General features: G+C 62.5%; 20 protein-coding genes. 2 read left to right on the forward strand and 18 right to left on the reverse strand.

The annotated features are described in order from the left end of the window. Nucleotides 1-79: 79 nt before the first annotated feature. Together P1J78_RS15250 and P1J78_RS15255 are read right to left on the reverse strand one after the other, a co-directional pair. Nucleotides 80-496 carry a hypothetical protein gene (locus P1J78_RS15250; protein ID WP_275568236.1) on the reverse strand — a complete coding sequence of 139 codons (417 nt, stop codon included), beginning with the start codon at nt 494-496 and terminating at the stop codon, nt 80-82. After that, a complete protein-coding gene (locus P1J78_RS15255) occupies nt 493-1,398 on the reverse strand; it encodes a winged helix-turn-helix domain-containing protein (RefSeq protein WP_275568237.1) in 906 nt (301 codons plus the stop codon). The genes P1J78_RS15250 and P1J78_RS15255 overlap by 4 nt, the downstream gene beginning before the upstream one ends. A gap of 575 nt (nt 1,399-1,973) precedes the next feature. On the opposite strand from P1J78_RS15255, the gene P1J78_RS15260 reads away from it, so the two are divergent. Both P1J78_RS15260 and P1J78_RS15265 read left to right on the forward strand, forming a co-directional pair. Continuing rightward, a complete protein-coding gene (locus P1J78_RS15260) occupies nt 1,974-2,372 on the forward strand; it encodes a hypothetical protein (RefSeq protein WP_275568238.1) in 399 nt (132 codons plus the stop codon). 699 nt (nt 2,373-3,071) lie between these two features. Continuing rightward, entirely contained in the window at nt 3,072-3,962 is an 891-nt protein-coding gene (locus P1J78_RS15265; protein WP_275568239.1) for an IclR family transcriptional regulator, read from the forward strand. A 10-nt stretch (nt 3,963-3,972) separates the two neighbouring features. On the opposite strand, the gene P1J78_RS15270 is transcribed toward P1J78_RS15265, so the two are convergent. The 16 genes from P1J78_RS15270 to P1J78_RS15345 all read right to left on the reverse strand — a co-directional run bounded on the left by P1J78_RS15270 (nt 3,973) and on the right by P1J78_RS15345 (nt 19,877). Continuing rightward, nucleotides 3,973-4,722 (reverse strand): SDR family NAD(P)-dependent oxidoreductase, encoded by a 750-nt coding sequence (locus tag P1J78_RS15270; RefSeq protein ID WP_275568240.1) that lies wholly within the window; start codon nt 4,720-4,722, stop codon nt 3,973-3,975. A 13-nt stretch (nt 4,723-4,735) separates the two neighbouring features. Next, nucleotides 4,736-5,617 (reverse strand): NAD-dependent epimerase/dehydratase family protein, encoded by an 882-nt coding sequence (locus P1J78_RS15275; protein WP_275568241.1) that lies wholly within the window; start codon nt 5,615-5,617, stop codon nt 4,736-4,738. Continuing rightward, nucleotides 5,614-6,588, reverse strand: a complete 975-nt coding sequence (locus tag P1J78_RS15280; protein ID WP_275568242.1) for a polysaccharide deacetylase family protein — start codon at nt 6,586-6,588, stop codon at nt 5,614-5,616. Before P1J78_RS15280 ends, P1J78_RS15275 begins: the two co-directional genes overlap by 4 nt. Before the next feature lie 21 nt (nt 6,589-6,609). After that, nucleotides 6,610-7,437, reverse strand: coding sequence for an ABC transporter permease (locus P1J78_RS15285; protein WP_275568243.1), 828 nt, complete (start codon nt 7,435-7,437; stop codon nt 6,610-6,612). Further along, a complete protein-coding gene (locus tag P1J78_RS15290) occupies nt 7,434-8,219 on the reverse strand; it encodes an ABC transporter ATP-binding protein (RefSeq protein ID WP_275568244.1) in 786 nt (261 codons plus the stop codon). Before P1J78_RS15290 ends, P1J78_RS15285 begins: the two co-directional genes overlap by 4 nt. 7 nt (nt 8,220-8,226) lie before the next feature. Further along, complete coding sequence (locus P1J78_RS15295; protein ID WP_275568245.1) at nt 8,227-9,264, reverse strand: ABC transporter substrate-binding protein; 1,038 nt, start codon at nt 9,262-9,264, stop codon at nt 8,227-8,229. A 370-nt stretch (nt 9,265-9,634) separates the two neighbouring features. Beyond that, entirely contained in the window at nt 9,635-10,609 is a 975-nt protein-coding gene (locus P1J78_RS15300) for a DMT family transporter (protein ID WP_309568134.1), read from the reverse strand. A 286-nt stretch (nt 10,610-10,895) separates the two neighbouring features. Then, nucleotides 10,896-11,588: an IS6 family transposase gene (locus P1J78_RS15305; RefSeq protein ID WP_275568247.1), complete on the reverse strand. Its 693-nt coding sequence runs from the start codon at nt 11,586-11,588 to the stop codon at nt 10,896-10,898. A 208-nt stretch (nt 11,589-11,796) separates the two neighbouring features. Continuing rightward, the gene (locus tag P1J78_RS15310; RefSeq protein WP_275568248.1) at nt 11,797-12,867 is read right to left on the reverse strand and encodes an ABC transporter ATP-binding protein; all 1,071 of its coding nucleotides are present in this window, start codon (nt 12,865-12,867) and stop codon (nt 11,797-11,799) included. After that, nucleotides 12,864-13,694, reverse strand: a complete 831-nt coding sequence (locus tag P1J78_RS15315; RefSeq protein ID WP_275568249.1) for an ABC transporter permease — start codon at nt 13,692-13,694, stop codon at nt 12,864-12,866. Before P1J78_RS15315 ends, P1J78_RS15310 begins: the two co-directional genes overlap by 4 nt. Nucleotides 13,695-13,706: 12 nt before the next feature. Then, the gene (locus P1J78_RS15320) at nt 13,707-14,555 is read right to left on the reverse strand and encodes an ABC transporter permease (RefSeq protein ID WP_275568250.1); all 849 of its coding nucleotides are present in this window, start codon (nt 14,553-14,555) and stop codon (nt 13,707-13,709) included. 127 nt (nt 14,556-14,682) lie between these two features. After that, nucleotides 14,683-15,732, reverse strand: coding sequence for an ABC transporter substrate-binding protein (locus tag P1J78_RS15325; RefSeq protein ID WP_275568251.1), 1,050 nt, complete (start codon nt 15,730-15,732; stop codon nt 14,683-14,685). A gap of 11 nt (nt 15,733-15,743) precedes the next feature. Continuing rightward, nucleotides 15,744-16,727: a membrane dipeptidase gene (locus P1J78_RS15330; protein ID WP_275568252.1), complete on the reverse strand. Its 984-nt coding sequence runs from the start codon at nt 16,725-16,727 to the stop codon at nt 15,744-15,746. Next, nucleotides 16,724-17,401, reverse strand: a complete 678-nt coding sequence (locus P1J78_RS15335; RefSeq protein WP_275568253.1) for a hypothetical protein — start codon at nt 17,399-17,401, stop codon at nt 16,724-16,726. The genes P1J78_RS15330 and P1J78_RS15335 overlap by 4 nt, the downstream gene beginning before the upstream one ends. Next, entirely contained in the window at nt 17,398-18,990 is a 1,593-nt protein-coding gene (locus P1J78_RS15340) for a hypothetical protein (RefSeq protein WP_275568254.1), read from the reverse strand. The genes P1J78_RS15335 and P1J78_RS15340 overlap by 4 nt, the downstream gene beginning before the upstream one ends. A gap of 122 nt (nt 18,991-19,112) precedes the next feature. Beyond that, nucleotides 19,113-19,877 carry an IclR family transcriptional regulator gene (locus tag P1J78_RS15345; protein ID WP_275568255.1) on the reverse strand — a complete coding sequence of 255 codons (765 nt, stop codon included), beginning with the start codon at nt 19,875-19,877 and terminating at the stop codon, nt 19,113-19,115. Between the last annotated feature and the right edge of the window lie 63 nt (nt 19,878-19,940).

Raw genomic sequence — 19,940 nt, forward strand, 5'->3', positions numbered from 1 at the left:
CCAAAAGCCGGGAAACCTTGCGAAAACGGATACTGCAAATGCAGCCAAAACCACACGTTCTCAATCGCTTGCCCATTCTTCACGTGTGACTATCTCGGCGAAGCACATTCGTCATAGAGAAGCTGTTTTTTTGCCTAATTGAAAATCTCTCAAGAACCGATGAGTCAGTGAAGTATATCGGGTAGCGATGCGCGACCTTTTCGTACATTTGTTGGCGGCTTGAAATAAATTCACCGAAATTTTTGTCATGGCTGGTAGTTACAAGAATGCCCGCAGCACAAAGCTTGGACAGGGGTTGAACGAGTTCCGATCTATCAATTGTATATTCAAGCATTTGAGAAACATTTACTGTCATGTTGCTGCAATGCGTGAACGTTAGAACATCGAGAGTCCTAAGGTCTTGTGCGGCGGTTCGGAGAACACCGGTCGCTTCGGAGGCTTCTCGATTTAAGAAATGCAAGAATACGGTCTTCTCCTTTTCTTGAATGTAGCTCATTCAACAAGCCCAGAATCTAGTATTGCTCTTGAAAGCGGGTCAATCAAATGAAGATCAATTTCATCTATCCAAAGCCATCTTGGGTTTCTAACATCCTTCCTTTCTCTGAGAAAAATGCCTTGGTTGCTGACCTGTTCCAAGTTGACTTCAGCTATTAGGAAGATGGAATGCTGTATGGCTTCAAATGCAGCGCCCAGTAATTTGATGCTTTGTCTTATCTTTCGATCATCGATTAAATCTTTTTCTGGTCCCACGGCAATATTTCTAATGACCTCGCGCGCCGAGGAAAAGTCGACGCCAAATTCTGTCGATTTAAAAATATCATCGTCAAACTCCTCAATGTATCGTCTAAACCCTATAGTCGAATTCTCGGCGACTTCCTCACTATAAAAGTGCGAAAACTTTCCAAAATTATGCAGAAGTAGCCTATTACCTTGCCTAACTATGGTAAATGTTCCAACGAGAGTTTCGGACGGAAGTCGATTGTGAGCGTACTTGAACGAGTTGTTACGACGCACCCAAGAAAGAGCCTTATCAGTTGCCACCAAACATCTGGAGTCCTTGGGCAACTCATTGCTGTGGAGAATACGGCAGGTGTCTATGCTCTTTGTGCGCCCAGGTGGTTCCTTTTCTTTGCGAAGCGCCCACGGAAGTGTAGGGTCAGAAGAAAGGTCACGCAGGAAATATGTCCCGACGCCGACACGGTAGAACTTTGAGTCTTGCTGGAAAATGTTTATGTCATCGGATATCCTTGCTTGAAGCGTTTTATGCATGGTTGCGCCAGAAAGATGCTCCGGCATGAAACCGAATCTCTGAGCTTCCGACAAAATTAACTTGGCTGAAAGCGGTTTGCCCCGCGCTCTTAGCACCTCTTCGGCTAGCTGTAGGTAACTGTCTGCCATATGAAAACTGTCGTCTTCATTGGGGACAACGTCAAGGTTGTGGTGTCTCGCTGGATCGGCGATCTCAAAGCCCCTGGGCCGCTCACGCTTTGATGCCACTCTGATTACTCACTTGTCCGCTACAGGGTCTGCTTTGACGCTTCCTATTGTGACATGCTGCATCTTGGCTAATTCACACTTTCCGCCCTACCTTCGGCGACGTTCGTCGTCGCTGCGGAAATAGAGCACGCTCAGGGAACGGCGGGATGGACCCGCTTAGCGAACCGTCGCCAACAAAGAGCATGCGTCCCGCACGCGGCTTTGCACGCGGGTTCGACGCAACGCTTCAGACCAATACACTCGAAGCCTCGTGCGTCATCGTAAGCGCGGTCTCTACGCGATCCGCGTCCATCCCAAGTTAGCGACGACGATCTCGTGCAATCGCGGCTCCTGCAGCTCGACGCGCTCCGCCTCGTGGAGGACGCAACGAACAGCCAGGGCGCCGAAGAGCGCGAGATGCTTCTGTCCGCGTACCGGAGACGGCTCGATCTCCTCCCCGAGTACGCCCGGGCCGCGGCCCCCGGGGGAACGTCACCATGACCGACCAGATCGCGCCCGATTTCGAGAGGTTCCACCGTGAAAACCCGCATGTCTACGACCTGTTCGACCGGTTCGCGCGGCGGCTCGTCGCGAGCGGCGAGACGGGGTTCGGCGCGAAGGCGCTTTGGGAGAGGCTACGCTGGGAGGTCCGCGTGGAGACCCGTAGCAGCGAGAAGGTTCGTCTGAACAACAACTACACGGCGCTCTATGCGCGCTTGTGGATGGAGCGGAACCCCGAACACGCCGGTTTCTTCCGAACTCGGCAACGGCAATCCAGCACCGCGAACTCGGTGCGGCTTGGCCCTGACGCGGAGGAGGACCTGCTGTCGGTGTACCTCGACTGCCTCCCTGAGTACGCCCGGGCCGCGGCCAGGCCCCTGTCGAGCGGGGCATAACGACCGGGGCCAACCCGGCACAGAGGGGCGTGGCCTAGCGGCTGCGCCCCTTGGCTTTCGGAGCCTCGGCAACGCGATCTCCGCCCGGCACGGCCGCCAAACCCCCGAAAAACGCTGTGGTTCCTCCCCGTGGACAATGCCCCGTTGCCGCCACATTCGGCTGCCGAGCCAGCCTGTGCATGGATGCACATCTATGCCCACAGAATCCGCAAAAATGCACGTTGCGCCTGATTGGCTGTGCGCCCCTGCGCAGTGCGGCACAACATATTGGGGTCATTTGCGTATCTCCGCACAAAACCCGGGGCAGATAGGTAACAACGCCTGACCTAAAAGCTGTCATATGCGCTTTTTCGAATATTATCGAATACCGGGCTCAGCGCCCCCCGCGGCAGAGCACTGTTGCCAGGAAGGACCCGCAGCGGGTTTGGCTACTAACAAGTGCATCAGGGAAAGGCCGTGAAGTGGCGCTCATGAACAACCGGGTTGTCGTCACTGATCAAGGCAACTTCTGTACGGATCACGGAAAACTCGAACAGAAGGCCCCTTGAATGAGCGGGGTCGGGCCCATAGGCGGACGCTACCGGCGGCCCTGCCCCGTCTCAACCCGAGTTTCCTTTAACACTGCCGGCAGATGCCTTCCTATACAGACTGCTATTCTGTATCCTGAACGCAGGCCCAAATTGGAAACGAGGACCTTCCATGACAACCCGCGCGCCAAGCGGAGATCAATTCGAGAGTCTTGAACAGGCACCGACCGGTCAGCACCGTCTCAAGGGACATGTTCAGGAGCGCGCGGACGGATCGGAAAGATCCCTCGTGCCGGCGCTGCAGAAGGGCATCCGCATATTGCGATGTCTCAACGCGGCCACGAAGCCCCTTACACTGGCGGAGGTTGCCCAGGCCCTTGGCATCAGCAAGAGCCATTGCCATGGTCTTCTGAAGACCCTGACGCATTTCGACTGGCTGCGCTTCGATCCGGTGACCCACACCTACCAATTGCACCACGGGATCAGCCGTGATCTCTCGTCTCTGCTGCGACAGCAATTCGGCCCTTCCACGCTTCGGCCCTACATGGAGGCATTTACTGCCCGAACCGGGATTTCCTGCGTGCTGTCAGAGCCACTCGCTGATCACTCGTTCCTCGTACTGGACCAAGTGAGTGCCGCAAACGACATTGAGATTTCCTATCCCTCGGGCTACCGGCTTCCGCCCGACGCGACCGCGCATATGCGCGCCTACCTCGCCTGGCAGCGGGAATACGAAATCGACTCATGGTTTAGCATCGCTAACCTCAAAGCCTATACACCCAGGACCGCCGCCGGGGCGAACGACGCGCGCATGGCCGTTCGAGAAACCCGGTCGCGCGGCTACGCGCGAAGCGTCGGCGAGTTTACCGAAGGGATCATGGCGCTCGCCTTGCCGATCTTTGGCCAGGACGGTCGCGTCAGGTACATCTTTGACTGCGTCGGTCGTGTGGAGAATGTCGCGCCGCAGGAAGAGAGCATTGCAGAGGCGCTTCTGGATAGCGTGACGCAGATTCATGAGCTTTTCGGGAGCGTCCTGCCGCCAGATTTCCCAAGGGCGACTTAAGCACAAGATGCTATGGCATGACATCGCCCGAGTTCGGGCCAAGGGTCTGACCTAAGAAGACATCGCCATGCGGCGACGCGGCGAGCAGGAGAGCGGCGCCGGCTATCTCCTCCGGCTCGGCCGCGCGGCCCAGCGGCAGGGCAGCCGCTGTACCATCGAGCGTTTCGGAACGAAGATTCTTGTTAAATGACGTAAGAACCGGGCCGGGTGCGATGGAATTGACCAGGACGCCAAAGGGCGCGGCCTCGCGCGCCAGCGCCTTGCTGAAGCCAATCACGCCGGCCTTCGCGGCGGCGTAGTGGGTGAAGCGCGGCGCGCCCCGCTGGCCGATCTGGCTTGAAATCGTGATGATCCGCCCCGCGCCCTGCCGCTTCATAATCGGTAGAACCGCCCGGCACGCAAGGAACACCGCGTCCAGATTGGCCCCCAGGATCGTGCGCCATTCCGACAGCGGCATGTCCTCGATCTCGGTCTCGGATATCGCGCCGGAGGAGGTTACCAGCACGTCGATCCCGCCAAGGGACTCTTGCGCTGCCGAAACCATCCGGTGCACCGCGTCTTCCTCCGTCACGTCCAGCGCACATCCATCGACCCGGCCCGGCGCCTCGGCCGCCAGCGCGCCGATCACGTCGTCGAGCCGCGCCGCATCGCGGTCGACAAGGAACAGCCGTGCGCCACTTCGGAGATAGAGCGCCGCGATGGCACGGCCAATGCCTCCGGCGGCTCCGGTGATCAGCGCACGCTTACCTTCGATCTGCATCGTCCCGCTCCTTTCAGGCTGCCGGGGTGAAAGCGTCGACCAGCCGGCGCAGGCCGGTCCGCAGCGACACGGCCGAAGTGACGCCGGTATCCTCGAACAGCGGCGCGGCGTCGAACCGTTCCGGAAATTCCGGGCGGCCGGCCCCGTCGTCGCCCCCGGACAGACACTGTACCGTCGCGCCGGTCAGCTCGGCGACGATGTCCGCCACCTCCTCGGAGCGCGGACGGTCCGTCACAACGTCGTAGCGCGGGCGCAGCCCCTCGACCCGGACGAGCCGCGCGGTCAGAGCGGCGCAGGTGGAAATCTCGATACAGGGCTCCATGACGTGCGGCGCCACGCGGATGCGCCCGTCGCGCAGCGCCTCCTCGACCATCTGGTGCATCGGGTTGGCTGACCTGCGCCCCGGTCCATAGACCGAGCCGATCCGCAGGACCGTCGCCGCCCCGCCCGTCTGCCGTGCCCAGAGATGCGCCTGCAGCTCGGCCACCCGCTTGGTCAGCCCATAGATGCTGTCGGGCTCGGGCCCCGACGGGCCGCGCGTCGCATACCCCGCGACAGAGCCCGCAACGATCACGCGCCGCGTGCCGACGCGCGCGGCAGCGTCCAGCAGGCCCTGCGTCCCCTCGATATTCACGCGCAACACGGCGGCGGACTCGCCGGCATATTGCATCGGGCCGGAGACGCCGCCCATGTGAAGGATGGCATCGGGGCGGAGCCAATCCACAGCCTCGGCCACGGTATCCGCGTCGCGCAGGTCGATCGCGGCGCCCTGTGCGTCGGTCAGGCCCCGCGCGTGCCACCCCAGCCTCGGCAGCTCCTGCAGGAGGGCGCGCCCGATGAACCCCGTGTGACCGGTAACAAGCGCGACCGGCCGCCCATCCGTATCTTTGCTCATGCCGCGTGTTCGTCCCGTGTCGCCGCGACGAAGGAAGCATGATTGGCATCGAACCATTCGGCGATGTCACGACGACGCGCGATCCAGACGTCGCCGCAGTCCAGGCAGTATTCGAGGAAACGGTGTAGCGCCGCTGTCCGCGCCGCCTGCCCCATCCAGTGTGCGTGGATGCCGATGGTCATCATCTTGGGCCGCGTCGCGCCTTCCATCCGAAGATAATCGATACCCTCCCGGCAATAGTCGAAGAAGTCCTGCGGCTTCGAATAGCCCTGGCCGATGATGAACCGGTGATCGTTATAGGTGCTGGAATACGGCAGCACGAGGTGATCGGTGCCGTTCACGTCGACATAGAACGGCAAATCGTCCGCGGTGGAATCGCAATCGTAGAGAAAGCCGCCTTCCTCGACCAGCAGCTCGCGCGTGTTGACCGAGCCGCTGTGCCGGGTCTGCCAGCCGATGGGCCGCTCGCCGCAGGTCTCGCGGATGATCTCAACCGCCGCGCGGATGCGGGCCATCTCCTCTGGCCGCGACATCTTCCAGACCTCTTCCCAGCGGAAGCCGTGCGATGCCCCCTCGTGCCCGGCCTCGCGGATATAGGCGCCGACTTCCGGATTTCGGTAGAGCGCGAGTGCGCAGCTTGAAAACGTACATTTCACGCCCAGCGCATCGAGCATCCGCTGAATGCGCCAGACGCCGGCGCGGCCGCCGTATTCCGAAACCGCCTCGGTCGCGAGGTCGCGATGCTGCGGTTCCAGGTCGTAGGGAAACTCGAAGATCCGGTCGTTGCGCCGATCGCCGTTGGCCCAGGAACTCTCGGCCCCGGTCTCGAAATTGACCACCAGCGCAAGTGCGACCTTCTTGCCATCGGGCCAGGTGATCTTCAGCCCCTTTCGGCCGTAGCCGACGAAGTCCCTTCGGGGGCCGGGGCCGACATGCGCGGGCGGGATATAGGCGGAGTAGTCGAATGTCATCAGGATGTCCTTGGAATCGTGTCAACGCTCGCGCCACGCGAAAAGGCGGCGTTCGAGAGCGAGAAGCAGGTAGTTGCTGGCAAGGCCGAGCAGGCCGATCATCGCCGCCGCGGCCATCATCGTGTCGATCTTGAACCACACCCGCGAGAAGTTGATGAGATAGCCGAGCCCCTCGTTCGCGGCGAGGAACTCCGCCCCGACGATCACGAACCACGAGGTGGCCAGCGCCAGGCGGATCGACACCATGATCTGCGGCAGCACCGACTTGAAGGTGACGTGATAGGCCATTTGCCGGGCGGACATGCCCATGCTGCCCGCCGCGCGGCGCAACACCGGATCGACGTCGCGGATCGCTTCGAGCGTGGCGATGAAGATGATAAAGAACGCGCTGTAGGTGATGAAGATCGTCTTCGTAAGCTCGCCGATACCGAACCACACGATAAAGATCGGCAGCAACGCCAGGCTCGGGACAGGGCGGACAAACTCGATGATTGGGTCGAAAACGATCTCCGCCCATCTCAACGAGGCCACGACGTAGGCCATGATTACCGCCATCGGGATGGCCAGCCCCATGCCGCGCAGCACCCTCAGGCACGACGCCGACAGGTGGGTCCAGAGCGTGCCCTCCTGCCACAGAGTGATCACCGCGATGACGATGCCGCTCGGCGACGGGACGAGTGTGGCGTTGTAGAACGCCCAGTGATCGTTCAAAACGGCCAGCGCCTGCCACGCGGCGATGACCGCGATCAGCGTGATCGCCTTGGGCGGAATGCGCGCGGCGCGCAGGCGCGGGCCGCGCGGGATCAGCGGGGTTTCGGTTGTCGATACCATGTCATCCTTCCGGGTCATGCAATCACGTTGGGCGCGTTGGATGACTCGGCCCGCTTCAGGCAGGCGCTTACTTCGCGCTCGGCCTCCACGAACTCCACGCTCATCCGGTCGCGCGGTCGGGGAAGGGAAACGGGCAGTTCCGCGACGATCCGCCCCTTGTCGTGGGCCATGACGACGACGCGGTCGGCCAGCGTCACCGCCTCCTGCACGCTGTGGGTCACGAAGACGACGGTCCGGCGGCTGCCCTGCCAGATCGACAGCAGCTCGTCCTGAAGCCGGTTGCGCGTCTGCTCGTCCAGCGCGCCGAAGGGCTCGTCCATCAGCAGGACGTCGGGGTCGATTGCCAGCGTCCGGGCGATCGCCGCGCGCTGCTTCATGCCCCCGGACAGCTCGCGCGGAAACTTCCTGCGATGGTCCCACAGATGCACCGCGCGCAGCATGCGCTCGGTCCGCTCCATCTGTTCGCGCGCGGACAGGCCCTGCACCTTCAGCCCCAGCCGCACGTTGTCCTCCACCGTGTACCACGGGAACAGCGCGTATTGCTGAAACACCATGCCGCGCTGAGCGGCCGGTCCCGTGACGCGCGTGCCGCCGACCACAACCGCGCCATCCGTCGGCTGTTCATGCCCGGCGATCAGCCCCAGCAGCGTTGACTTGCCGCAGCCGCTCGGCCCCAAAAGACAGACGAACTCGTTGGCCGGGATGTCCAGGGAGATGCCCGAGAGCGCGGTGAACGCCGCGCTCTCGTTCCGTCCCGGGAACGTCTTGGTGAGTCCCTGGATGGAAATCTGTGCCGTCATAACCGCCTCAGATCTTCACCGAATCCGGCGCAACCTCGGCCAGCAGCGACGTGTCCACAATCTCGTCGAGCGGCACGAATTCGTTCAGGAACCCGCGCTCGACCGCCCAGTGGATGTAATCCGGATATCCCGTGGCCAGCCGCTGGTCGAGATCCGGGCGGTAGTCATTGGCCCGCAGGATACCCTCAAGACCATCGGTCGGAATGCCAAGCCCCTTGGCAATCGGATCGACCGCCGCCGCCGGGTCATTGATGATGATCTCGTTGGCCCGCATCATCGCCCGCATCATGGCCTTCAGAGTGTTGGGCGCTTCGGCCAGGAAATCGCCCGACGTCGTCAGCCCCGTGGCGAGGTACAGCCAGTTCACGTCCGTCGGGTCTTCGGGCGTCTCGATGTAGGACTTGCTGCCGGTAAAATACAGCCGGCCGCCGCTGCGCGCCGCATTGGTGACATAAGGCTCCCAGCAGGCCATGACGTCGATATCACCCTGCATCAGCGCGATCGCCTGCTCCGGCGGCTCCATATTGACGAATTCAAGCGAGGAAAAGTCGACGCCGTATTCCTCGCACATGTTCTCGATCGCAAGCTCGACCGAGGCGCCGGCGTACATGCCGATGCGCTTGCCCTCCAGGTCGGCGGGCGCTTCGATACCGGAATTGTTGCCGACCACAACGCCCTGGGTGTTCGAGATGTCCGACAGCTTCATCACCCAGCGGAAATCCAGATCGCGCAGTCGCAGGGATGCCACCTGCTCCATCGCCGCAAACAGGACCTTGACCCGTCCGCTTGCGGCCAGGCTCGGAAGGTCCGGGCCGTTAACAGTGTAGTTGGGCGACACGTCCAGCCCTTCGTCTTCGAAAAAGCCGTACTCAAGAGCAAGCGCAAGCTGGCCCGAGTGCTGAGGGTCGCGAACGCTGATGATCTCGACAGACGTCACTTCTGGCGCATTGCCTTGGGCACGACCCAAGCCCGGCAGCATGGTGGCGGCACTCGCAGCTCCGATATTGCGCAGCAACGCACGGCGATTGAGGCGTGGGTTAAGCATAGGGACGTTCCTCTGTTCTGCATCAGGAATAGTGTCCTCTATATAAAACACATTTGCCGCGAAGGAAAGGCACAACCGAATTCCGGCCCACGCGGGCCATACTTCGCCCACATTATGTGCAGCGGAACGCGGCCTTGCCCGCCAGATCAGCAATGGTCGATTTTAGCGTCTCTTGCGGCTTGGACCGCTTCTCCGAACGTTGGTATCCGAGGGTGTGGTGGAAATTCCGCACATTGTCGGGGTGTGAGCGGGGCGACCATCGACGTGTAACGTCACGGGCCGGGCCGCCAGTGCGGACAAGATCGCAACACCGGCCGCCCTAAGGTCGCTTCTGCGGTCGTCCTTCTTCACCTGCAGCGGTTAGGGGCTTTTAGAATCTGGGAGGCGGCATGCTTGGCTTGCTCAGGCGCTTCTCCCGGAATGCGATTGCCAGGCCCGAGGAGAAGATCACCGCAGCGCCGATCCAGGTGAAAGCATCCGGAACCTCGGCAAAGAATAGTACGCCAATCAGGGTCGCCCAGATCAGCTTGAGAAAGTCGAATGGCAGAACCGCTGTCGGATCGGCCACTTTCAGCGACTGGCTTATCGCCATCTGCGCCACCGTCCCGCAGAAACCGACCAGCATCAAAAGCAACAATTGCTCCAGTGTCGGCGTCTGCCAGACCCAAAGCGCAGGGCCGAACGAGAACAGACACATAGTAATCCCCATCCAGGCGACGATTGTCAGGCTGGATTCCGTGCGCGAAAGCATCTTGATGAACACCATCGCCACTGCCCAGAAGGCTGCAGAAGCGACAACTAGCAGCGAGCCGGCGTCAATCACGTCGAAGCCGGGACGCAGAATGATCAGCACTCCAGCGAAACCGGCGAAGATCGCGGCCCAGCGGTAGAAGCGAAAGCGCTCGCCCAGAAATACGATGCTCATCAGCGCCATGAAGATCGGGGCTGTGAAATTCAGCGCGCTGACCCGGGCTAGCGGGATCATTGTCAGGCTGGAGAAGAAAAGAAACATCGCCAAAACGTTCGCAAGACCCCGCAGAGCGTGCAGGCCAACCCGCTCTGTTCGGAGGACCCGGAACCGGGATTGCCACAGCAGCGGGGACAGAATCAGCAGTCCGAACAGGTTGCGGAAAAAAGCAACTTCAAAGGCGGGCAGGTCTTGCCCGACGACGCGCACGAGGCCGTGCATCATGGTCGCGAACAGAGTAGACAAGCACATGAAGACGATGCCGCGAACGCTCGCGGATTGGCGCGCCCAAAGAACCTGAGGAGCATGCCAGACGGGCGACCGCTCCACTAAATGTCGCCGCCGCGTCGGACGGTCTCGATCAATAGCGCCACGCACACCTCATAAGGCGGATAATGGGTGCCGAACTCCTCGCGCAGGCAGTTGTTTCCGAAACGGCAGGCTACACAATGGGAGCTGTCCCCGGTCTCGGCCTCGAAGGAATTTTCGTCGTCCGGGACCTTTTCAAGACCATATCGGCGATCTCGCCCAAGGACAATGTCCAGCCGCCGGTATGGTGCTGGCATGTGTGGACGTATATGGACCCGGTGGAATCAGCCGCGAAGCGCAATGGGGGCATTGTCAAGTTAAGTCGCGGTGGCGGGCGGAGCCTGTCGATCCGACGTCAGGCAGCCACGATCTCGCGCCAATCCGCCATTGCCGTGGAGCGGAACACCTTCAGCGTTCTGCGGGAGATCAAATGACGCTGGAGGTTGAAGTGATTGGAGATTGCGGCGTGGGAGGCGAGGAAGCGCTGTGCGGCGCCGGGTGACTTGAAGCGGATCTGTTGTCGCTCTCGGCGTCGGGTTGGCTGATGTGAAACCTCCGCTCGGTTGTTCGAGCGTCCGCCAGTCACGTGCCGGTCGTGCAAACCCAACTCACGCAGTGCGGCGCCATAGGACCGACGACGGTCGGTGACGATGGCATTCGGGACATAGCCCTGCCGTTTCAGGAGTTTTCGCTGCAATTTCAATGCGGCTTTCCGGTCCCGCTTTGACTGAACCAGGATGTCGAGTACCTCGCCTTCGTCGTCCACGGCGCGCCTGAGATAGACGGTCTTGCCGTCGATCTTGAGGAAGACCTCATCGAGGTGCCATCGATCCGAAGGTCTTGGTCGGCGCTGACGGACCCGCTCGGCATAGATGCCGCCGATCTTGTGGACCCAACGCCGGACGGTTTCGTAAGACACGTCGATGCCGCGTTCGGCGAGCATGTCCTCAACGTCGCGATAGCTCAGCGCGAACCGGAAATGGAGCCAGACGGCGTGCTGGATGATCGCTGGTGGAAACCGGTGGCGAGCATAGGTGAGGGGGCGCATAGACAACGTTGCCCACACACCGCCTTGATCACCACCCGGTTAACGTGACAGTGCCCGCGCGACGTCTTGAAGTACTTGAATGGACAGCGTCGGGTCATGGCCGGACGCTACCGACGCCCCTGCCCCGCCTCAAGCCGGGTTCCTTTGACACTGCCCCCTGCCCGACTCAACGAGTTTCCTTCTGACACCACCCAACCGGCCGACATGCTCAGTGTTCCAGGACGAACACCGCATGGTCAGTCCAGTTGACGTGGCACTCGTCGCCCTCCTCAAGGGTCACCACATCGGCGCCCGGCACGCGAACACGGATCTGTGCGGTGTCCTTGCGGCCGATCACCAGCGCATTGTCGCCGTAGTTGACGATGGTCTCCACTGTCATCGACGCATGCCGGCACTCCTCAAGCGGCTTCCGCGAAAGCTTAAGATGCTCAGGACGGATCAGCAGTGCCACCTCCTGGCCGTCGTGAAGGCGCGGTTGACCTTCGGTCCGGTAGGCTACCTGGCCCAGAATGGGGCAGTCCGCGAGCCCTTCATCGGCGCTCCGGATCGTGGCGTCCAGCAGATTGCTTTCTCCGATGAAGTCGGCAACGAAACGGGTTGTCGGCTTATGGTAGACGTCGAGCGGCGGCGCGGCCTGTTCGATCGTTCCGTCTGAGAATACAACGATGCGGTCGGACATCGACATTGCCTCGGTTTGGTCGTGGGTAACGAAGATCGTGGTGACGCCCAGCCGTTTCTGGATCCGCTTGATTTCGATCTGCATGGCCTCGCGCAGGTTCTTGTCCAGCGCGCCGAGCGGCTCGTCAAGGAGCAAGAGGTCGGGCTCAAATACCAGTGCGCGGGCCAATGCGACCCGCTGCTGCTGGCCGCCCGAAAGCTCCTTGGGGTAGCGGTGGGCAAACCCTTCGAGCCCGACAAGTTCCAGCATCTCGGCCGCTTTCCTCAAACCCTCGGCCTTCTTCACGCCTCGCATCTGCAGCGGAAAAAAGACGTTCTCTTCGGCGGTCTTGTGGGGGAAGAGCGCGTAGTTCTGAAAGACGATGCCGATATTGCGCTCCTGCGGGGCAAGCCCCGCAAGCGACTGGCCCTCGATGGTGATGGCGCCGTGGGTCGCGTCCTCGAAACCGGCTATGATCATCAGCGTTGTCGTCTTGCCTGACCCGGACGGCCCGAGGAAGGTGACGAACTCGCCCTTCTCGACGTCCAGGTTGATGTCGTCGAGCGCGACGAAATCGCCGAACGCCTTGTTGACGCCCGAAAGCTGAAGATAGGGCTTCATGCGGCCTCCCGATGCTGGGCCGCCATCTTCTTGGGCTTGGGCAGAGGCACCCGCACCAGCGACCTGCGCACCATCCGAAGCACATGCGGCGCGATCAGTCCGAGAAAGACGGCGAGGAACAGAAGTGTGGAGATCACGGCAATGACCGGGTCGGCCTCTTGCCGGATCGAGTCGAACATCCGCCGCGGCAGGGTTTCCGCATCGCGGCCGGAGATGAAGATGGCGACGACTGTCTCGTCGAACGACTGGATGAAAGCAAAAAGTGCAGAGATCATCAGCCCCGGCCGCAGAATAGGCAGGGTGATGTACCAGAAGGTCTGGCGCGGCGTCGCACCCAGGCTGCGAGCGGCGCGTTCCAGCGTGCGGTCGAACCCCTTCAGATTGGCCGACAGCACCAGAAAGGTAATGGGCACCGAAAGGCAGGTATGGGCCAACACCACGCCGAGATGCGAATGCACCAGCCGCAGCGACCCGAAATAGGAGTAGTAGCCAACCGCCATGACGATGTGCGGCACCGCCATGGGCATCATCATCATCAGGTTGGCGACCCCCTTTCCCCAGAACTTGTGCCGCACCAGCGCAAAGGTGGCCGGTACGACCAGCGCCATCGTCAGGATCGTGGTCATCGCCCCGATGAATAGCGAGTTGAAGGTCGGCCGTAACCAGGTCGGATCGTTGAAATACTGCACGTAGTAGCCGAAGGAGAACCCCGGCGGCGGGAATTGCAGCGAGGCGGCGGTGGAAAACGACATCGGCACCACGATCACTAGCGGCGCGGCGATGAAGATGACGATGCCGATCCCGATCCAGCGCATGAGGCGGTCCATGACGGTCTTCTCCTATCCGTAGAGACGGTCGAGGCCAAAGCGGCGGGAATAGATCCACAGCACGATCAGCGTGACGATCAGCAGGACAATGGCCATGGCCGAGCCCAGCCCGAAGGCCAGGAACTGCTCGATCTGGTGGCCGATCAGGCCGGCGGCCATCTGCTCGGTGGGCGAACCCAGCAGCACGGGCGTGACGTAGAAGCCGAGGCAGATCACGAAGACCAGCACCGAGCCGTTGGCGATGCCGGGCGCGGTCAACGGCAGATAGACATGGCGGAAGAGCGACGTGCCGTAGGCCCCCATGCTTTCGGCCGAGCGGATCAGCGCGGGATCGATCTTCTTCATGACCGAGTAGATGTTCATGATCATGTAGGGCGCGAGGATGTGTACCATCGCCAGAGTCGACGAGAACCGCGTGAATAGAATTCCCGGTGGATCCGCGAAACCGATCGTCGCCAGCAGCCAGATGACCGGCCCGTTGTTGCCCAGAAGGACCATCCAGGCGTATGTGCGCACCAGGAACGATGTCCAGAAGCTCATGGTGATCAACAGCAGGATCGCCATGGCGCGCCGCTCGGTCGTGTGGTTCATCAGGTAGGCCAGCGGGTAACCGACCAGCAGACAGCAAACCGTCACCAGCGCGGCCGTGAAGAAGGTGTTGATGAAGACGCGCCGATAGAGCGTGCCGGTCAGCACCTTTTCGTAGTTGTCCAGGCCGACGCGCGGTTCCGTGACGCTCATCATAGCGACCTGGCCGAGCGGCACGAGGAAGAACAGCGCGAGATACAGCGCCAACGGCGCGAGCAGCAGCCATGGCCAGAGGTTCTTGCGTCCGGCGAGATTGGAAACGGTCACAGCCATCCGGCAACGTCCTTTCGTCGCAGCCTGAACGATGCCCGGAGTCGAACCGGCCGTCCGGTCGTCTCCGGGTCTTTGCGAGTGGTGGGCGTCACGGGTCCGAACCGGAAGCGGCCCGGACCGGATCAGCTCAGGTCGCGAGCCATTCGTCGAAGCGCATCGACACCTCGTGCGGATCGCCGCCCCAGTTCGCCATGTCCTGCTCGAAGGTAAGCGGGTAGTTCTGGGGTGATGTCGGCATCCGCGGCAAGGCGGAGTCCGGGATGAACTCGTTTGCCGCCGGGTTAAGCGCGCCATAGTTGCCCTGGGTGACGAAGCCTGCCAGCGGCTTTGGCGAAGTGGCGAACTCCACGAACTGCTTGGCCGCTTCCATGTTCGGCGTATCCTTCGCCACGACCCAGTACGCGCGGTCGATCTCGGCCTGGTTCCAGGTCGCGGCAACCGGTGCGCCAGCATCCAGCGCCTCGTAGTAACGGCCGTGCCAGATGCCGATCATGTCGACCTCGCCATCGCGCAGAAGCTGCGTGGACTGTGATCCGCCGGTCCACCACACACGGATGTGCGGCTTGATCTCGTCCAGTTTCGCGAAGGCCCGTTCGATGTCGAGCGGATAGAGTTCGTCCATCGGCACACCGTCGGCCAGGAGTGCGATCGGAAGGACGCGCGCGGCATAGCGCTGCAGGGAACGCGAGCCGGGGAAGCGTTCGACATCCCAGAAATCGGCCCAATTCTGTGGCGTGCCGTCCCAGCCTGCGTCCGTGCGCCATGCCAGCTTGGTCGCGAAGGCATGGCTCGCAGCACCGTTCTGGAACAGGGCGCCTTCATAGGGCGGCTCGATGTCCTCCAGAAGCCCGGCTTCGTTCGCACGCACGATGTCGCCGCCGCCCAGCGTGGTCACGTCGAACTCGTAGACACCGGTGCGCACCTGCTGTGCCAGCTTGGCGAAGGACACGGGCGAAACCGTGTTGATCTTGATGCCCGTCTCTTCCGTGAACGGATCGAACAGGTTGGCCGTGGCCGCTTCCAACCAAGGCCCGCCCCAGGAGTTGATGTAGAGTTCGGTATTTTGTGCGCGGGCGATGTGCGGCGTTGCAAGGGTGGTCGCGGCTGCGGCCGCGGTACCCTGCAGGAATCGCCGGCGGCTTGGCCGCACGAGCATGCTTCTTTGCTTGGCTGTCATCGGTTTTCCTCTCAGCTGTCGGAGTTGCGGAAGGTGGCGCGGTATAGGCGCAACCAGTTGCCGTGGGCGATTTTTTCGACCTCTTCTTCCGAGAAGCCCACGCTGCGGAGGCCGTTGGGTATCTTGTCCATGTCCTGAAGCGTCAGGAACCAATCCGGCGGTGGCGCCTTGCCCGGTCGCGCGGCCGAGGCGGCGCCATAGTCGATGCCGCGCGTCCAGCGCCCCATGCGCATCCAGGCATAGTCCGGCGCCGTGAAGTTGTGGCTGCGGTCGGTGCCGATGGCGACGCTGTCGATGCCCGCGATCTCGACCGTGCGGGCCACCATCTCGCACCAGTTCTCGATGCTCTTGCAGTAGTGGTCGCCGGTGATGTTGCGGTAAGCGGCGCAGCCGATCACGCCGCCGGTCTCGCCCAGCGCGCGCAGCACGTCGTCCGTCTTGTTGCGCTTGTGCGCAAACAGGCTGTCGGCATTGGCGTGAGTGACCGCGATGGGCTTCTCGCTCGCCTCGATCGCGTCGAGCGTGGACCGGTTGCCGACATGGCTGCAATCCACCAGCATCCCGGCGCGGTTCATCTCCAGGATCACTTCCCTGCCGAACCTGGCCAGGCCGGAATCCTCGGCCTCGTAGCAGGACCCCGCCAGTTCGTTCTGGTTGTTGTAAGTCAACTGCACGACGCGCACGCCAAGCTCGGCGAACAGCTCGACGAACCGGATACGCCCCTCGAACAGGTTGGCGTTCTGGTAGCCCAGAATCGCGGCGACCTTGCCGTCCCGGCCTGCCTGCACGATGTCGTCTGGCGTCAGCGCGATGGTCGTGACATCGGAATTCTCGGCGATCAGGTCGCGCCAGCGGCCCAGGCTATCCAGGCTCTCGACCGTTCCTTCCCAGAAGCCGCAGGTCACGACCACGCCGCTCAGCCCGGCCGACTGCAGCGCGGTGAAGCTGTCGCGGTCGAAATGGCCGCATTGCAGCCCGTCGATGATATTGGTCATGCCGTCTTACCCTGCGTCTTCCTTTTCTCGACCGAACCGATGAAGCTCACGTCGGTGTCGTCGTCGTTGTCCTTGCGCCCGATGACCTTGCCGTCCTCGGTCACGATGACCGGGCCGGCATGGCGGCGGGAGACCACGGAATCGGGGGTGAGCGCGGTTTGCGCCAGGTCGTAGACCCGCCACCATAACTCCGCCGGCATCGCACAGCCGTCCCGCATCACGCGGTCCAGGATCCGGTCGCCGCCCCCCCCCGGCGTCGCCGTCACGATGGTTCTTTCCACGGTCACGGCCAGCCCTTCGCGGGCCCCCAGCCCTTCCGCGATGCGCAACTCGTTCGAAGCCGCCGCGTTCGCGACCTCGATCCGCGCCGTCCCGTCGCGCGCCGCCGCCAGCCCCAGAAGGTCGATCAGTGACGGAATAGCGACCCACGCGTGCTGCCCGCTCGCGTCGAGCCGCGTCCCGTCAAGCGCGATCCGCGACGGATCGGCGGTCTCCAACGCCTCCAGGCGCTCCAGAAGCAGGGCGAAGCCGCCCAGCCCCATCGCCTCCGAATACATCACGACGTCGCTCGCCATCAGGGCAAATCCCTTGGGCAGCGCTGTCAGCGACAGGATGCGCTCGCTCATCATCCGCATTTCGCGCGGCATCACGCGCAGCGTCTCGGCCTCGCTCATTGCCGGGGCTCCTCGGGATAAAACCAGCGGTCGCCGCGCCCTGCGCGGATGTCATCGCGGGTGGGCGCACCGTGGTACAGGACGCCGCGCAGGTTGCGCTGCAGAAAATCGCGGGTCTTGTCGATTCCGTGAAACGTCACGTTCATCAGCCGCACGATGTCGATCGGCACAAAACCGGCCGCGTTGATGTTGGCATGCGGTGTGTGGAAACGGGTGCCGGCCAGCGACTGCGTCCGTGCCACCATCAGGCGGTGCGCCGGATGCATCAGCAGGAAATGCGCCATCGGCTGGTCGGCCGGCGCCGACGCCAAGTCGGCGCGCAGCCGCTGGATGTCCCCGGGCAGGTCGAGACCGAGATCGCGTGCCTCCGGCGCCTCGTGCCGCAGGCCGCGGCGCGGCTCTTCGGCGGTCTCGGATTTGTACCAGATGTAGTCCTGAGCGTCGGGCGCAGACATGTCCATCTCCAACGCCCAGCCGTATTCTGCGTCGATCAGCGCGGCGAGTTCGGCGGCCGTCATCGCCGGATCAACGGAAATCTCGTCCGCGCCGCCGATTTCTGCCGACAGGGCCTGAGCCGTATCGGGGACAAGCTCGATCAGCAGCGACAGGAAGGTTTCGTAGCTTTCCGGCGCCATCGTGGCCTCGGCCCGGCGCGCCAGCGCGTCGAACGGAAAACGCTCGGCCCGGCCGTCGACCGTGCCCGCGTCGCGCAGTTCTTCCAGCGGCGGCAGCAGCCCACGCAGGTCGGCCGCGACCTCGGCGCTTGACGTGAACGTCTCATAGACCATGCGGTCCTGTGCCCGGAACGTGCTCGCGCGTCGTACCAGCCCGACCAGGTCCGCGATCCGCGGGTCGCCCGGTACGGGCTCCAGCCCGCAGGCGGCCGCAATGGCCTGTTCGCGCGCCGATATCCACGAATTCACCAGCCGCGGATGCTTCTGCACAAAGAAGATCAGACCAAGCGCCGATCCATTCCCGACGCCAAGATAGCGGCGCAGAGCCGGATCCAGTGCCACCGCCTTTTCCGAGCGCAGCCGCGCCAGATGCTCGACCAGATCGCAGGAGAATTCGCGCATCAGGTAGGCGACCAGCAGCTGCGCCTCAAGGACACCGCCCAGCGCGTGATCTAGTCCAAGCGACGGGAAGGACCGTGTGCCGAATGTGCCATTGCCGTCCAGCCCCGTGTTGCGCATCAAGTAGCAAACGGTATTGAGCTCGCCGATCTCGGGCTGCCGCCCCTCGGCCAGCGCGTCGAGCGTCGCGTTGAACGCCCGCATCGACCGGTTCGACCGACACCAGACGAGCGCATTCGGCGTCGCACGTCCGCGATACAGCAGTGGAAGGTGGACGCGTGCGCGCTCGATGTCTGCTTCGGTCGCCGGTCCTTCGTTCAGCGTCCCCTTCATGTCCCACGCTCGGCCGATGATGCGGCCGGTGCGCCCCTCGGGGCGCGGCGGGTAGGAGAAGGCAATGAAACTGAACTCCTGCCCCGGTGCCTTGATCGAATAGACGACCGTACCCTCTGCATCCGCGTTTATGTCGAAGCGCTCCAGCGAGATGTCCCAGCGCTCGCGGATCATCTTCGCCATGAAGGCGCGCGTTCCGCTCAGTCTGCTGGGTTGCATCGCCGCGAGCCGTTTCGGCTTCATGACTTCGCGCCAGTCGCGGAGGCCGGGCCGGCCCATAGCGTCGCGGGTGTGAATGCTTGTCGTCATTCGGTCTCGCTACCGTTGAGAATACCGGTGATTTCGGACGCCGCCTCGAGAAGCGGGTCGACGAAACGATCCAGGTTGAAGCGCATTTCCGGCACGACCAGCGAGACCGCCGCCCGGCAGCGCCCGTGCAGGTCATAGACCGGCGCCGCCACGGCCAGAACACCGCTGTTCGTGTAGCCGGTGGACACGGCGAAGCCCTTTTCCCGGGCCTCTTCCAGGACGTCATCGGACGGGAGCGGGTGATCACCCTCGCGCAGGCGATGCAATGTGGCGGCATCCGCGAATGCCGCAAGCACACGTCCCGACGCCGAGTCGTTCAGCCGCATCAGCGTGCCGAGCTTCTGATCGGCGCGCAGCAGGCTGTCGGATTCCACGCGGGCCACGATGCACGGCAAGCCGCGGTCGATCACCGAGAGGGAAGCCGTCTCTCCCACTCGCGAGACGAGACGGGCCAGCGCGGGCTCCGATCGCATACCGATATCGGCCTGCTCCAGTGCCGCCGCCGCCAGCCGAGTGGCCAGCATGCTGAGCCGGTAGCGGCCAACATCGTCCTGTTCCAGCCATCCAGCGGAGATCAGGGTGAAGAGCCGCTGATAGGCGGTTGCCGGCGACAGGCCCGTCGCCTGGCTGACTTCCGATAGCTTCTGCGGCCGCGTCTGCGCCGCGAAGAAGTCGATGAGTTCCAGAGTCCGCAAAACGGTCGAAAGCGGCCGAACCCCCGCTTCCTCGTCTTTTATTCTATTTGAATAGTGCTTCGGCATATTGAATATGCTGCGGCTTCAAACATGCGACTGTCAAATAGATTTTTTAGCCACGCGCCTTTA

The organism is Psychromarinibacter sediminicola (assembly GCF_029168335.1).
GTDB classification, from domain to species: Bacteria; Pseudomonadota; Alphaproteobacteria; order Rhodobacterales; family Rhodobacteraceae; genus Psychromarinibacter; species Psychromarinibacter sediminicola.